This window comes from Pseudocitrobacter corydidari, assembly GCF_021172065.1.
Taxonomy (GTDB): domain Bacteria; phylum Pseudomonadota; class Gammaproteobacteria; order Enterobacterales; family Enterobacteriaceae; genus Pseudocitrobacter; species Pseudocitrobacter corydidari.
The window spans coordinates 64009-77655 of the sequence record NZ_CP087880.1; the positions used below are offsets into that span (position 1 = coordinate 64009).

Sequence of the window (13647 nt, forward strand, 5' to 3'; positions counted from 1 at the left end):
GTTCCTTAGTTGTGTCTAGCCGACAAGCTGTTGAATGACCCGGCTACCGAAATACGCCATGGTCAGAATGCCTGCGCCCGCGACGTTAAACCACACGACTCGGCGTCCACGCCATCCTTCATGATAGTGACCCCACAACAGCACGATGTAGACAAACCAGGCCACGATAGAGAGCACGGCTTTGTCGATGTTCTCCATGCTGAAGAGGTTATGCATGTAAAACAGGCCGGTGCACAGGGTAAGTGTAAGCAGCACCACGCCCACCTGCGTGATATGGAACATTTTACGTTCAATGCTCATCAGCGGCGGCATTTCGTGGCTGAAGGCCAGCTTTTTGTTTTTCAGCTGGTAGTCAATCCACGCAAGTTGAAGTGCGTAGAGCGCGGCGATAATCAGCGTCGCATAGGCGAACAGCGACAGGCCAATATGCACCATCATGCCTGGCGTAGCTTCCAGATGGGTGATGTATTCATTCGGGACAAACGTCGCGAAAGCCAGATTGATTAACGCAAAGGCGTAAACAATCGGCAACAGGAGCCAGCCGCGATTGCGTGAGGCGACAATCGTCATCACCGTACAAATCATCAGACTGACCAGCGAACCGACGTTGAGCAGGCTCAGGTTTTGACCATTCTCGCCGCCGGGCAGAATGCGGGCTTCCAGCGCGAAAGCGTGGCAGACGAGCGCGATAACGGCAGAAAGAATAGCCATACGCCGCCAGCCGCTGTTTTTTTGCAGCAAACCGGGGATGATCAGCGCCAGGCTGATGGAGTAGGCGACAAGCGCGAGCAGGGCAAAAACGGGCATAGAGTGTGTCGGCAATCGTCAAATAGAGTGTAAGAGGGGCAGTATATACGCAAAATCATTCGAGTTGTATCAAGGCGCGGGGCGTTGGGCAAAACATCGGGCCCTTTGAGGCAAACCGCGGCATCACAACTCGGGCGCTGTCGTGTTATACTCCGGCAAATTTCTATTTTTGTGTCGCACCGCGACAAACCGTTTCCACCTTAGGCGAGAGACAATGTTTGATAATTTAACCGACCGTTTGTCACGGACGCTGCGTAACATCAGCGGGCGTGGCCGCCTCACCGAAGACAACGTCAAAGAGACGCTGCGCGAAGTGCGCATGGCGCTGCTCGAAGCCGACGTCGCGTTGCCGGTGGTGCGTGAGTTTATCAACCGCGTAAAAGAGAAAGCGGTTGGTCATGAAGTTAACAAAAGCCTGACTCCGGGTCAGGAGTTCGTCAAAATCGTCCGTAACGAACTGGTTTCGGCGATGGGCGAAGAGAACCAGACGCTGAACCTGGCCGCACAGCCGCCAGCCGTGGTGCTGATGGCGGGCTTGCAGGGTGCAGGTAAAACAACCAGCGTCGGTAAGCTTGGTAAATTCCTGCGCGAAAAACACAAGAAGAAAGTGCTGGTTGTCTCTGCCGACGTGTATCGCCCGGCGGCGATCAAACAGCTGGAAACGCTGGCCGAACAGGTTGGTGTGGACTTCTTCCCGTCCGATGTCGGCCAAAAACCTATCGATATCGTTAACGGCGCGCTGAAAGAAGCGAAGCTGAAATTCTACGACGTACTGCTGGTGGATACCGCCGGTCGTTTGCACGTAGACGAAGCGATGATGGACGAAATCAAACAGGTGCATGCCGCGATTAATCCGGTTGAAACGCTGTTTGTTGTTGACGCCATGACCGGCCAGGATGCGGCGAATACCGCGAAAGCCTTCAACGAAGCGCTGCCGCTGACCGGCGTGGTGCTGACCAAAGTCGACGGCGATGCCCGTGGCGGTGCAGCGCTCTCGATTCGTCACATCACCGGTAAACCGATTAAATTCCTCGGCGTCGGCGAAAAAACCGAAGCGCTTGAGCCGTTCCATCCGGATCGTATCGCTTCCCGTATCCTCGGCATGGGCGACGTGCTGTCGCTTATCGAAGATATCGAAAGCAAGGTTGACCGCGCGCAGGCTGAGAAACTGGCCTCCAAGCTGAAAAAAGGCGACGGCTTCGACCTGACCGACTTCCTGGAGCAGCTGCGCCAGATGAAAAACATGGGCGGTATGGCCAGCCTGATGGGCAAACTGCCGGGCATGGGCCAGATCCCTGACAACGTAAAAGCACAGATGGATGACAAAGTGCTGGTGCGTATGGAAGCCATCATCAACTCCATGACCCTGAAAGAGCGCGCGAAGCCGGAAATCATTAAAGGTTCCCGTAAACGCCGCATTGCTGCCGGTTGCGGCATGCAGGTTCAGGACGTCAACCGTCTTCTGAAACAGTTCGACGACATGCAGCGCATGATGAAGAAAATGAAGAAAGGTGGCATGGCGAAGATGATGCGTGGGATGAAAGGGATGATGCCCCCAGGCTTCCCAGGCCGCTAATACGCGTCATAATTCGAGCCGCAGATGCGTTGGCTGCGTTCGTTCACCCCGGTCACGTACTTATATGTACGCTCCCGGGGATTCGCTCACTTGCCGCCTTCCTGCAACTCGAATTATCTAGCGTATTGTAGTTTTGAATTGATTTTTGCCCAAAAATGAGTAAAATTTTCGGGCTTTTAATATGACACCGGGCCCCTTCCCTCGATGGGGCCCGGTTGTTCTATTCACACAAGAGGATGTTATGGTAACTATTCGTTTAGCTCGTCACGGCGCTAAAAAGCGTCCGTTCTACCAGGTTGTTGTTACTGACAGCCGTAATGCACGTAACGGTCGCTTCATCGAGCGCGTTGGTTTCTTCAACCCGATCGCTAGCGAAAAAGAAGAAGGCACTCGCCTGGATCTGGATCGCATCGAGCACTGGGTTGGCCAGGGCGCAACTATCTCTGATCGCGTATCTGCGCTGATCAAAGAAGCTAAAAAAGCAGCTTAATCTGTCACGGTGGTCATGATGAGCAAGCAACTCACCGCACAGGCACCTGTTGATCCCATCGTATTGGGCAAAATGGGTTCTTCCTACGGTATCCGTGGTTGGCTCAGAGTGTTTTCCTCCACCGAAGACGCCGAAAGCATTTTTGACTATCAGCCCTGGTTAATCCAGAAGGCGGGTCAGTGGCAGGTTGTTGAGCTGGAAAGCTGGCGCCACCACAATCAGGACATCATCATTAAGCTGAAAGGCGTTGATGATCGTGATACTGCGAATCTTCTGACTAATTGCGAAATTATCGTCGATTCATCGCAGTTGCCAAAACTGGAAGAGGGTGATTACTACTGGAAAGACCTGATGGGCTGCCAGGTAGTCACAACCGAAGGTTACGATCTCGGTAAAGTCATCGATATGATGGAAACCGGTTCGAATGACGTTCTCGTCATTAAGGCAAACCTGAAAGATGCGTTTGGTATCAAGGAGCGGTTGGTTCCGTTCCTCGATGGGCAGGTTATCAAGAAAGTCGATCTCGCTACTCGTTCAATCGAAGTAGATTGGGATCCTGGTTTTTAAACCACCGGATAAACGGTAAAAGACGGCGCTATGTGGATTGGCATAATTAGCCTGTTTCCTGAAATGTTCCGCGCAATTACCGATTACGGGGTAACTGGCCGGGCAGTAAAAAATGGCCTGCTGAGCATCCAGAGCTGGAGTCCTCGTGACTTCACGCATGACCGGCACCGTACCGTGGACGATCGTCCTTACGGCGGCGGACCGGGGATGTTAATGATGGTGCAACCCTTACGGGATGCCATCAATGCAGCAAAAGCCGCGGCAGGTGAAGGCGCAAAGGTGATTTATCTGTCACCTCAGGGACGCAAGCTTGATCAAGCAGGCGTCAGCGAACTGGCAACGAATCAGAAACTGATTCTGGTGTGTGGTCGCTACGAAGGTATTGATGAGCGCGTGATTCAGACCGAAATTGATGAAGAATGGTCAATCGGCGATTACGTTCTCAGCGGTGGTGAGTTACCGGCAATGACGCTGATTGACTCCGTTTCCCGGTTTATTCCGGGTGTACTGGGTCACGAAGCATCGGCAACGGAAGATTCCTTTGCTGACGGGTTGCTGGATTGCCCCCACTATACGCGTCCTGAAGTGTTAGAAGGAATGGAAGTACCGCCAGTATTGCTGTCGGGGAACCATGCCGAGATACGTCGCTGGCGTTTGAAACAGTCGCTGGGCCGCTCCTGGCTTAGAAGACCTGAACTTCTGGAAAACCTGGCTCTGACTGAAGAGCAAGCAAGGTTGCTGGCGGAGTTCCAAAAGGAGCACGCACAACAGCAACATAAACATGATGGGCAAGCGTAATACGCGCCCGATATATCAGTTTACCCAGGATAAGAGATTAAATTATGAGCAACATTATTAAGCAACTTGAACAAGAACAGATGAAGCAGGACGTACCTTCCTTCCGTCCGGGTGATACCGTGGAAGTGAAAGTATGGGTTGTTGAAGGTTCCAAAAAACGTCTGCAGGCATTCGAGGGCGTGGTTATCGCTATTCGTAACCGCGGTCTGCACTCTGCATTCACTGTTCGCAAAATTTCCAACGGCGAAGGCGTTGAGCGTGTCTTCCAGACTCACTCTCCGGTTGTTGACAGCATTGCTGTTAAACGTCGTGGTGCTGTGCGTAAAGCTAAACTGTACTACCTGCGTGAACGTACTGGTAAGTCTGCTCGTATCAAAGAGCGTCTTAACTAAGATTCGCGTAAGCGACATCCTGTTAGAAAAGGGCTGGCCGAAAGGCTGGCCCTTTTTTTTCGCACTGGGCACTTCGTGTTAACTGTTTTGAGATAATTCATTTACAATATCCGCTCCTTATCGGAGGGTATTGTGAGCAGTAATCGGTTTCATGGTATAGCGCTAAAACGGCACGCGGCCTGGTTCGCGCTGTTTGCTATTGCGCTGATTATCGTGGCACCGCTCGTCTCCGTGTCGCTGCAAAAAGATCCGATGAGCGCGATGCCCGGTATGCATCATGCAATGAGTATGGATGCGGAGCATCACTCCTCTTCGCAGAGTATGCCGGTCGACCACGCAGAAGCCTGCGGCTACTGCGTTTTAATGGCGCACGTACCGGGGCTGATTCTGGCGCTGGTCATTCTGCTGTGCGGGTTGCTGCTGCGCTGCTGTGTAAGACTGACGCGGCCTGCTGTTAAGCACTGGCACTATTTCCCCTGGCTTTTCCCTGATACTCGCGCGCCGCCGCGTCTGGCTGCTTTTCCTCGTTAAAACATAATAAATGGCGTCATGCGCCACGACTCTTTTCGTCTGCATTAAGGAAAAGTATGACAACCTGCACCTCACGGGCGGCATGGGTACACCTGCTGCGTCGCCTGCATTTTTTCATTGGCCTGTTTGTTGGGCCGTTTATCTTCGTGGCGGCGTTAACCGGCACGCTGTATGTCGCCACGCCACAGCTGGAAAACAGGCTCTACCAGCACGCGCTGCACGGCACAATGAGCGGAGAACGTCACGCACTGGCCGATCAAATCGCGGTTGCGCAGCAGGTTTCCGGCGGGGAACTTCGTCTGCATGCGGTTCGCCCGGCGTTGACTGCCGGGGAAACCACCCGGGTGATGTTCGCCGATCCTTCGCTCGGCGAGTCTGAAAACCGGGCGATTTTTATCGACCCGGTGACGCTGGCAATCACGGGCGATATGACCGTTTACGGCACCAGCGGTATATTGCCGCTGCGTCAGTGGATTGATTACGCCCATCGCTCACTGCTGCTGGGCGATGTGGGGCGTCTTTACAGCGAGCTGGCGGCATCGTGGATGTGGGTTGCAGCGCTGGGCGGTATTGCGCTGTGGGCCGTTACCCGACCAAAACGTCGTATTAACAACCGTTTCCAGAACACGCGTCGTGTCCACGTCACGCTTGGCTGGGTACTGCTGGCGGGAATGCTGCTCTTCTCCGCAACCGGGCTGACCTGGTCGCAGTGGGCGGGCGGCAACGTCGATAAAATGCGTGCGGCATTCGGCTGGATGACGCCACAGGTGAACACGCAGCTGCACGGCAAAATGGAAATGGCAGACCCGCATGCGGAACATAAAGGCCATATGGCAGCAATGCCAGGCATGTCGCCGCCGGTTATCGCCGGAGAAAAGTTTGATTCCGTACTCACTGCGGCACAGCGAGCGGGTATTGATGCGTCGTTGCTGGAGATTCGCCCGCCGCGCAGTGAGGACCGCGCCTGGACGGTAACGGAAATCGATCGTCGCTGGCCGACCCAGGTGGATGCCGTTGCGGTAGATGGCGCATCGCTAGCGATCCTCGACCGCACGCGTTTTGCTGATTTCCCACTGATGGCGAAGCTGACCCGCTGGGGTGTCGATTTCCATATGGGGATTTTATTTGGTTTGCCTAATCAGCTGCTGTTGATCGCTTTCGGGCTGGCGCTGTGCGTGGCGATCGTGATGGGATATCGACTGTGGTGGATTAAGCGTCCGGCGCAGGCGGCTGCGAGTCCGCTTCAGACTTTGTCTCAGAGCTGGCTGGCGTTATCCCTGGCAGGACGTCTGACGACGCTTGCGATAGCTATTCTGTTGGGGCTGGCGCTACCGGTGATGGGCGTCAGTCTGTTGCTGTTTGTGGCCATCGACTGGCTTCGCTGGCGGAGTCATCAGGGAGCGACGCAAACGCAGCCAGTCCAATAAGCCTTAAGGGGCGCTGATCACCACCGCGACGCGGCGGTTTTCGGCGCGCCCTTGCGAGGTTTTATTGCTGGCAACCGGATATTTCTGTCCCAGGCCCTGGGTGGTCAGGTTGCTGCGCGGAATACGAGCACCTTCCGCCCAGCTATCGGCGACGGCGTTGGCGCGTTTCAGGGAGAGGGCTTCGTTATAGCTCGCTTCCCCGTAGTTATCCGTGTGTCCGTCCATACGCAAATGCGTGATCCCGGTCGATGCCAGGCGCGCGGCCATGGTGTGGATTTGCTGTTGGCTATCTGCACGCAGGCGGAAATCATTTTTGTCGAACAGAATGGTATCAGAGAGGCCGAGTGACCAGTCGCCATTGGTTTCGCTGAAACCGTATGATTTCATGGCTGCAACCTGCTCTGGCGTAAATTTCCCCTGCGGGGCCTGGCAGCCTGCCAGCAGAGTGGTCGATAGCAACGCGGCGGCGATGTAACGCTTTAACATTCTCTTTCCTTGCTTCTCATAATGAGTTTTTGGAACGCTGATTTTTCATGACATACATGTTCTTATCGGCAAGTTCCTGTAAATCTTCGACGGAATTATGTTCCCACGTTAAGGCATAGCCGACGCTCAGTGACAGCGGCACATAATGCCCATTGCGTAAATCAAAGGGGCGAATGAACTGCTGCGACAGCGCGGCGCAGATCCGCTGGACTTCATCTTCGCTGTTCACGCCCGATAAAATCACCGCAAACTCATCGCCACCCAGACGATACGCTGCATGGCGATTCCCGCTGAACTCCATCAACCGCTTCGCCGCGTCGATCAACACGCAATCGCCAGCGGCATGGCCCCAGGTATCATTGATACGTTTAAAGTTGTCGCCATCGAGGAACAGTAGCGCCGAGCTGGCTTTCATCTGCGGGTTATCCATCAGCGAGGCAATGCGGCTACGAAACGCCGCGCGGTTGGGCAGACCTGTCAGCGCATCATGCAGCGCGGTGCGCAGGAGCTGGGCATTTTTGGCCTGTAGCTTGAGCTGCCACTCCTCCATTTCGTCCAGCAGGCTGTTGAAATCGAGGGCGAAACGGTGAAATTCATCAATGCGTTCGGCGCTGACGCGGCGAGAGAAGTTACGATTCGTACGCACATCATGCACCACATCGGTAATGCTTTGCAGGGCGGTGACCACGCCTTCGTGCAGATGGCGCGTAATAAGCAGGGCGACCGCTGATGCAAAGACGATACAGGCGGTCAGGACGCCAAGTGATAACCAGATAAAATGGCTGATCAAACTGTCGCGGGCCGTTAAGCGTAACTCACCAATGGTCTGACCGTTGTAAGTAATGGGCTGCGTGACAGGTAAAGGAAATAACCATTGGCTGACTAACCTGTTCAGCGTGTCCCGCTCGGCAGACGCATTGTAGTGCCAGTACGCAAAGCGCTTATTACCCGTGCTCACCACTTCTGCGGTGGCGAAATGCCCCTGTTTGCCCAGCATCGCCAGTGTTTCATTGGCGGCGGTATTGTCCTTAAAGACCAGTGCTGCTTCCAGGCTATGACTCATGGTCGAACCGGTCAGCTCAAGATTTTTCTGCGCGTACTGCTTCAGCGTCACAATGGATGCGCCGCACAATAGCAGCCAAATCAGCGTCATAGTAATAAATACACTGGTGACGCTAATACGCCGGAGCGTGCGCTTAAACGTTGGGCGCGGTGGGGTTGAATAGTCCTTATTCATGATTCTTATTCCGTGCGAGCATCAAAACATCCGGATTGACCCTGACACCGCTACGAGAAAGGGAATCGAGGTTTACAGCGAATGTCACTTTATCGGTATTGAATAGCAGACAGAAGGAACTGCCAATACGACATTCGGCGTTTTGTTCGGAAATTAATAATGTTGGCCTCGCGTTAAGCATATTTTGTAATTCCACCTGTTGTTCAGGTGATTCCGAGCCAAAATAGATAGCAGCACAGCCAGCATTAAGAACATCCTGGCGGGAATGCACCATTACCGGATGATAGGTAACGGGCAGTCCCTCGGCTGCGCTCAACGCGTCGCGATAACGCGCGGTGCTAAAAACGCAGAGCGTTGGCGGCTGTTCAGGCTGCGGCCAGCGGGTGTAGCTGATAATACCGGAAACCATTGAACGTACCGATTTATCCATATCAGTTAGCGCAGCGGCAAGAAGAGGTCTGCTAATAGAAAAAAATATCAATACCAGCAAAAGCGGGTATGAAAGTTTTAAGAACGGGTTGCTCATCGGAATCCGCCGTAAAGCTTTGATTTCTGCGTCCATAATTTCTCAGTGCAGACTATCATTTTTCACCCGACCCGTCATTAGATCATGAAATGGATTACGTATTAATTAAGTTAAATCTCAGATGAATGATTTGGTGGCGATCACATGCTTAGAAATAAATATATTAAAAGTAAGGATATCTCTTAGTTAATTGATTTTACAGGCACTCAGTTTGCAATTTCAGAGATGTTAAGGAGACCTGGCAAGCGGGTCAGCCAGTTATCTCCACGAGCGCGGTTACCAGAGGGTTAACATCAAAGTTTGTTGATTGTAACGATATGTTTACTGTTTAAAGCGGTAAAATTTGCCTGAAACAGGTATGTGTAAAGTAATATTTACGGAATTTGGATTGAAAACTTTACTTTTTATGATATTGTTATTTCACCTCACCGAGGAAACCACTATCGCAAACGAGCTATACAGGTAAGCCACCATGCAAAAAGACGCGCTGAATAACGTACATATTACCGATGAACAAATTCTGATCACCCCAGAACAACTCAAAGCGGAATTCCCGCTGAGTGTTGAACAGGAAGCGCAAATCGCGCAGTCACGCAAAACCATCTCTGACATCATCGCCGGGCGCGATCCTCGTCTGCTGGTTGTCTGTGGCCCGTGCTCGATTCACTGCCCTGAAACGGCCATCGAATATGCTCGTCGATTTAAAAGCCTTGCCGAGGAGGTCAGCGATAGCCTCTACCTGGTGATGCGCGTCTATTTTGAAAAACCACGTACGACCGTTGGCTGGAAAGGTCTGATCAACGACCCGCACATGGACGGTTCGTTTGACGTGGAAGGCGGCTTGAAAATTGCGCGTCGTCTGTTGGTGGAACTGGTTAATATGGGCCTGCCGCTGGCAACGGAAGCGCTGGATCCGAACAGCCCGCAATACCTGGGCGATCTGTTTAGCTGGTCTGCAATCGGTGCGCGTACCACCGAATCACAAACCCACCGTGAAATGGCCTCTGGTCTTTCTATGCCGGTAGGCTTTAAGAACGGTACTGATGGCTCGCTGGCCACCGCTATCAACGCCATGCGCGCGGCTGCCATGCCGCACCGTTTTGTGGGTATCAACCAGGCCGGCCAGGTTTGCTTACTGCAAACTCAGGGTAACCCGGATGGTCATGTGATTCTGCGCGGCGGTAAATCACCGAACTACGGGCCGGAAGATGTCGCCCAGTGTGAAAAAGAGATGGAACAGGCGGGACTGAAACCGTCGCTGATGGTAGATTGCAGCCATGGGAATTCCAATAAAGACTACCGCCGTCAGCCTGCGGTGGCAGAATCCGTTGTCGCTCAGATCAAAGACGGTAACCGTTCGATTATCGGTCTGATGATTGAAAGTAACATTCACGAAGGCAATCAGTCTTCTGAACAGCCGCGCTGCGATATGAAGTACGGCGTTTCGGTTACCGATGCCTGTATCAGTTGGGAAACCACCGATGCGCTGCTGCGTGAGTTAGACAAGGATTTACGTGGCCATCTGGCAGCACGACTGGCGTAAGAGGATTGTATGGTTGCTGAACTGACCGCGCTGCGCGATCAAATTGATGAAGTAGATAAGGCGTTGCTGGGTTTACTGGCGCGCCGTCTGGAACTGGTGGCTGAAGTGGGCGAGGTCAAAAGCAAATATGGCCTGCCGATCTACGTTCCCGAGCGTGAAGCGACGATGCTTGCCTCGCGTCGGGAAGAGGCCGCGTCGATTGGCGTTCCGCCCGATTTGATTGAAGATGTGCTGCGTCGTGTGATGCGCGAGTCGTACTCCAGCGAAAACGATAAAGGCTTCAAAACGCTGCATCCTGGTCTGCGCCCTGTCGTGATCGTCGGCGGCGGTGGGCAGATGGGACGGCTGTTTGAAAAAATGCTGAATCTGTCCGGCTATCAGGTGCGCATCCTCGAACGTGACGACTGGTCGCGAGCGCAGGAGATTGTCGCCGATGCGGGCATGGTGATTGTCAGCGTGCCGATTCACGTCACCGAGCAGATCATCGCGAAGCTGCCGCCGTTGCCTGCCGACTGCATTCTGGTTGACCTGGCATCGGTGAAGGCCGGGCCGTTACAGGCGATGCTGGAAGCGCATCCGGGCCCGGTTGTTGGCTTGCACCCGATGTTCGGGCCGGACAGCGGTAGTCTGGCAAAACAGGTGGTGGTTTACTGCGACGGGCGTCAGCCGGAAGCGTACCAGTGGTTCCTTGAACAGATTCAGGTTTGGGGCGCGCGTTTGCATCGCATTAGCGCTGTCGAGCATGATCAGAACATGGCCTTTATTCAGGCGCTGCGCCACTTCGCGACCTTTGCTTACGGCCTGCATCTGGCTGAGGAAAATGTTCAGCTGGAACAACTGCTGGCACTCTCTTCGCCTATCTATCGCCTGGAACTGGCGATGGTGGGCCGACTGTTTGCCCAGGATCCGCAGCTTTACGCCGACATTATTATGTCTTCCGGCAATAACCTGGCGCTGATTAAACGTTACTATCAGCGTTTTGGCGAAGCCATCAGCCTGCTGGAGCAGGGTGACAAACAGGCATTCATCGACAGCTTCCGCAAAGTGGAGCACTGGTTTGGTGATTACGCACAGCGCTTCCAGAGTGAAAGCCGCACATTGCTGCGCCAGGCCAACGACAGTCGGGCCTAAGAGCGCGGTCACACATAGCGTTAACAAATTCTGTATATACTTAAAAGCTAGTGGGGGAACCCGCTGGCTTTTTTTATAGGGATGAGACGCATGACTGAGCCACAACCGCTGTTTGATTACGCCGGACATTTACCGGAATGCCCCACCTGGAGTGAATCGGAGCAGGCGCTGTACTGGGCCGATATCCTGGAATACGAAATCCACCGCTATCATCCGCAAAGCGGCGAGCATCAGGTTTTACAGTTTCCTGAAGAGGTCGGTTGTTTTGCATTGCGCGAAAAAAGTGGGTTTATTGTGGCGCTGCGAAGCGCCATCTGGCTGGCGGATAAACATGGCCTGCTGGTGCGTAAAATTTGCGATAACCCCAGCAACCCGGCGCTGGCGCGCTTTAATGACGGCGGCACGGACCGGGACGGACGTTTCTATGCAGGAACCTTCTGGGGGCCGGGCGATTACAACGGCGCGCTGCTGGTACGCGTCGATAATGATTTGCAGCCGAAGGTGGTGCAGTGTGATATCCACGGTGCCAATGGCCTGGCATTCAGCGCGGATAAACGCTGGATGTACACATCGGATACGCCGAACGGTGTGATTTATCGAACGCCGCTTGATGACGAGGGTGAGCCTGGCAGCCGTGAAATCTTCCACCAGTTTGCGTCCGGAGAGGGGATCCCGGACGGTGCGGCGGTAGATGAAGAGGGCTGTTACTGGAGTGCGCTGTTTGATGGCTGGCGCATTGCGCGTTTCTCCCCTCAAGGCGAACAACTGGAAGAGTACCGGATGCCGGTGCGTTGCCCGACGATGGTCTGTTTTGGCGGGGCGGATATGCGCACGCTTTTTATTACTACCACGCGGGAAAATATGTCGGCGGCAGAAGTGGCGCAGTATCCGCTATCCGGTGCCATCTTCACCCTGCCAGTGAACGTGGCAGGAATGAAGAAGTTACCGTTTATCGAGCGTTAAGCCGGGTCAACCGGCACGACGTTCTCGCTCGGATAACAACCCAGCACTTTCATGGAGCGGGTAATTTTGCCCAGCTCCTTGAGCGCTTTTTGCATCGATTCCGATTCCAGGTTGGCCTGAATATCGAGATAAAACATCTCTTCCCACGGGTTACCGTGAATCGGACGGGATTCCAGCTTGGTCATGATCAGATGATGGTTACGCAGCACCAGCAGCGCTTCTACCAGTGCGCCCGCCTGTTGCCCGGTCGCCATCAGCAATGTGGTTTTCGCCGGAACCTGGTCTGAGACATCAATCGCCTTACGCGCCAGCACGATGAAGCGGGTAATGTTTTGCGTCTGATTGGCTTCAATACGTTCCAGAACCTGCAAGCCGTGCAGCGCGCCGCCGGCTTCACTGCCCAGCGCCGCAACGCGCGGTGAGTTGGCCTGCGCCACTTTCTCCATCGCCGCCGAGGTGCTTTCGGTGTACTCAATTTTCCAGTGCGGGTAGCGGGCAAGGAATTTGCTGCACTGCTGGAACGGCTGCGGATGGCTGTAAACCGTGTCGATAGTATCGAGATCCGTTGACCCGGATACCAGTACGCAGTGATCGATAACGATCGTCATCTCACCGACGATCGAGAGGCTGGTGTGTTGCAGCAGATCGTAGACGTCGTTAATCGCGCCAGAGCTGGTATTTTCAATCGGTACCACGGCGTAATCAGCCTGGCCTGTTTCCACATGATTAAAGATATCGGCGAATTTTGCACAGCCGCTTTCAATAAACTGCTCGAAGTGGCGTGCGGCATACTGGCGCGCCGCAAGGTGCGAATAAGAGCCTTTTGGCCCCAGGAAGGCGATACGTGCAGAGTGCGGATTGATTTTATTGAGATGCTGCTGAAGTAACGCCTGCTGTGTGAGAACGGAATCTTCGATGATGAGCTGGAACAGACGGGTGATGTAGTGGGCGTCGAGGTGGTGCGTTTTACCCAGCGCAATCAGACGTTCCAGCAGGTCACGCTCGCGGTCGATATCGCGTACCGGGCGATGGGAGGCCAGCTTCGCTTTGCCCACTTCCACCGCCAGACCACGACGCTCGGCCAGCAGCGTCAGTAATTTTTCATCCAGCGCGCTTATCTTGTCGCGCAGAGCCAGTAACGGGTTTTCCGCTGTCATAGTTGTGCCTTTATTG

General features: G+C 53.9%; 15 protein-coding genes. 10 read left to right on the forward strand and 5 right to left on the reverse strand.

Annotated elements, in window-relative coordinates; all coding sequences use genetic code 11:
- Positions 1-15: 15 nt before the first annotated feature.
- Complete coding sequence (locus tag G163CM_RS00275) at positions 16-807, reverse strand: cytochrome C assembly family protein (RefSeq protein WP_015963356.1); 792 nt, start codon at positions 805-807, stop codon at positions 16-18.
- Between the two features lie 214 nt (positions 808-1021).
- Between G163CM_RS00275 and ffh the strand changes: the two genes are divergently transcribed.
- The 7 genes from ffh (at position 1022) to G163CM_RS00310 (ending at position 6588) form a co-directional block, all read left to right on the forward strand.
- A complete protein-coding gene (gene ffh, locus G163CM_RS00280; protein WP_015963357.1) occupies positions 1022-2383 on the forward strand; it encodes a signal recognition particle protein in 1362 nt (453 codons plus the stop codon).
- A 241-nt stretch (positions 2384-2624) separates the two neighbouring features.
- Positions 2625-2873 carry a 30S ribosomal protein S16 gene (rpsP, locus tag G163CM_RS00285; RefSeq protein WP_041686193.1) on the forward strand — a complete coding sequence of 83 codons (249 nt, stop codon included), beginning with the start codon at positions 2625-2627 and terminating at the stop codon, positions 2871-2873.
- Positions 2874-2891: 18 nt separating this feature from the next.
- The gene (gene rimM / locus G163CM_RS00290) at positions 2892-3440 is read left to right on the forward strand and encodes a ribosome maturation factor RimM (RefSeq protein WP_015963359.1); all 549 of its coding nucleotides are present in this window, start codon (positions 2892-2894) and stop codon (positions 3438-3440) included.
- Between the two features lie 30 nt (positions 3441-3470).
- On the forward strand, positions 3471-4238 hold the full coding sequence (trmD, locus tag G163CM_RS00295) for a tRNA (guanosine(37)-N1)-methyltransferase TrmD (protein ID WP_015963360.1): 768 nt from the start codon (positions 3471-3473) through the stop codon (positions 4236-4238).
- 44 nt (positions 4239-4282) lie between these two features.
- On the forward strand, positions 4283-4630 hold the full coding sequence (gene rplS, locus G163CM_RS00300; protein WP_002914145.1) for a 50S ribosomal protein L19: 348 nt from the start codon (positions 4283-4285) through the stop codon (positions 4628-4630).
- Between the two features lie 132 nt (positions 4631-4762).
- Entirely contained in the window at positions 4763-5161 is a 399-nt protein-coding gene (locus G163CM_RS00305; RefSeq protein ID WP_231826472.1) for a DUF2946 domain-containing protein, read from the forward strand.
- 56 nt (positions 5162-5217) lie between these two features.
- Positions 5218-6588 (forward strand): PepSY-associated TM helix domain-containing protein, encoded by a 1371-nt coding sequence (locus tag G163CM_RS00310; RefSeq protein ID WP_231826473.1) that lies wholly within the window; start codon positions 5218-5220, stop codon positions 6586-6588.
- 3 nt (positions 6589-6591) lie between these two features.
- On the opposite strand, the gene G163CM_RS00315 is transcribed toward G163CM_RS00310, so the two are convergent.
- The 3 genes from G163CM_RS00315 to yfiR are packed head-to-tail and all read right to left on the reverse strand — an operon-like array spanning position 6592 to position 8873.
- Positions 6592-7074: an OmpA family protein gene (locus G163CM_RS00315; protein ID WP_231826474.1), complete on the reverse strand. Its 483-nt coding sequence runs from the start codon at positions 7072-7074 to the stop codon at positions 6592-6594.
- Between the two features lie 16 nt (positions 7075-7090).
- Positions 7091-8311: a diguanylate cyclase DgcN/YfiN gene (dgcN, locus tag G163CM_RS00320; protein ID WP_015963364.1), complete on the reverse strand. Its 1221-nt coding sequence runs from the start codon at positions 8309-8311 to the stop codon at positions 7091-7093.
- The gene (yfiR, locus tag G163CM_RS00325) at positions 8304-8873 is read right to left on the reverse strand and encodes a regulatory sequestration protein YfiR (protein ID WP_231826475.1); all 570 of its coding nucleotides are present in this window, start codon (positions 8871-8873) and stop codon (positions 8304-8306) included. The genes dgcN and yfiR overlap by 8 nt, the downstream gene beginning before the upstream one ends.
- 436 nt (positions 8874-9309) lie before the next feature.
- On the opposite strand from yfiR, the gene aroF reads away from it, so the two are divergent.
- The 3 genes from aroF to G163CM_RS00340 all read left to right on the forward strand — a co-directional run bounded on the left by aroF (position 9310) and on the right by G163CM_RS00340 (position 12474).
- On the forward strand, positions 9310-10380 hold the full coding sequence (aroF, locus tag G163CM_RS00330; RefSeq protein ID WP_015963366.1) for a 3-deoxy-7-phosphoheptulonate synthase AroF: 1071 nt from the start codon (positions 9310-9312) through the stop codon (positions 10378-10380).
- Positions 10381-10389: 9 nt separating this feature from the next.
- Positions 10390-11511, forward strand: a complete 1122-nt coding sequence (gene tyrA / locus G163CM_RS00335; protein ID WP_231826476.1) for a bifunctional chorismate mutase/prephenate dehydrogenase — start codon at positions 10390-10392, stop codon at positions 11509-11511.
- A 90-nt stretch (positions 11512-11601) separates the two neighbouring features.
- Complete coding sequence (locus G163CM_RS00340) at positions 11602-12474, forward strand: SMP-30/gluconolactonase/LRE family protein (protein WP_231826477.1); 873 nt, start codon at positions 11602-11604, stop codon at positions 12472-12474.
- Here G163CM_RS00340 and pheA read toward each other — a convergent pair.
- Complete coding sequence (pheA, locus tag G163CM_RS00345; protein ID WP_015963369.1) at positions 12471-13631, reverse strand: bifunctional chorismate mutase/prephenate dehydratase; 1161 nt, start codon at positions 13629-13631, stop codon at positions 12471-12473. The genes G163CM_RS00340 and pheA overlap by 4 nt on opposite strands.
- Positions 13632-13647 lie beyond the last annotated feature (16 nt).

Excerpts from the sequence above, each read along its gene's own strand:
- G163CM_RS00275 (WP_015963356.1), bottom strand. The coding sequence starts at position 807 with ATGCCCGTTTTTGCCCTGCTCGCGCTTGTCGCCTACTCCATCAGCCTG.
- ffh (WP_015963357.1), top strand. The coding sequence starts at position 1,022 with ATGTTTGATAATTTAACCGACCGTTTGTCACGGACGCTGCGTAACATC.
- rpsP (WP_041686193.1), top strand. The coding sequence starts at position 2,625 with ATGGTAACTATTCGTTTAGCTCGTCACGGCGCTAAAAAGCGTCCGTTC.
- rimM (WP_015963359.1), top strand. The coding sequence starts at position 2,892 with ATGAGCAAGCAACTCACCGCACAGGCACCTGTTGATCCCATCGTATTG.
- trmD (WP_015963360.1), top strand. The coding sequence starts at position 3,471 with ATGTGGATTGGCATAATTAGCCTGTTTCCTGAAATGTTCCGCGCAATT.
- rplS (WP_002914145.1), top strand. The coding sequence starts at position 4,283 with ATGAGCAACATTATTAAGCAACTTGAACAAGAACAGATGAAGCAGGAC.
- G163CM_RS00310 (WP_231826473.1), top strand. The coding sequence starts at position 5,218 with ATGACAACCTGCACCTCACGGGCGGCATGGGTACACCTGCTGCGTCGC.
- G163CM_RS00315 (WP_231826474.1), bottom strand. The coding sequence starts at position 7,074 with ATGTTAAAGCGTTACATCGCCGCCGCGTTGCTATCGACCACTCTGCTG.
- dgcN (WP_015963364.1), bottom strand. The coding sequence starts at position 8,311 with ATGAATAAGGACTATTCAACCCCACCGCGCCCAACGTTTAAGCGCACG.
- yfiR (WP_231826475.1), bottom strand. The coding sequence starts at position 8,873 with ATGGACGCAGAAATCAAAGCTTTACGGCGGATTCCGATGAGCAACCCG.
- aroF (WP_015963366.1), top strand. The coding sequence starts at position 9,310 with ATGCAAAAAGACGCGCTGAATAACGTACATATTACCGATGAACAAATT.
- tyrA (WP_231826476.1), top strand. The coding sequence starts at position 10,390 with ATGGTTGCTGAACTGACCGCGCTGCGCGATCAAATTGATGAAGTAGAT.
- G163CM_RS00340 (WP_231826477.1), top strand. The coding sequence starts at position 11,602 with ATGACTGAGCCACAACCGCTGTTTGATTACGCCGGACATTTACCGGAA.
- pheA (WP_015963369.1), bottom strand. The coding sequence starts at position 13,631 with ATGACAGCGGAAAACCCGTTACTGGCTCTGCGCGACAAGATAAGCGCG.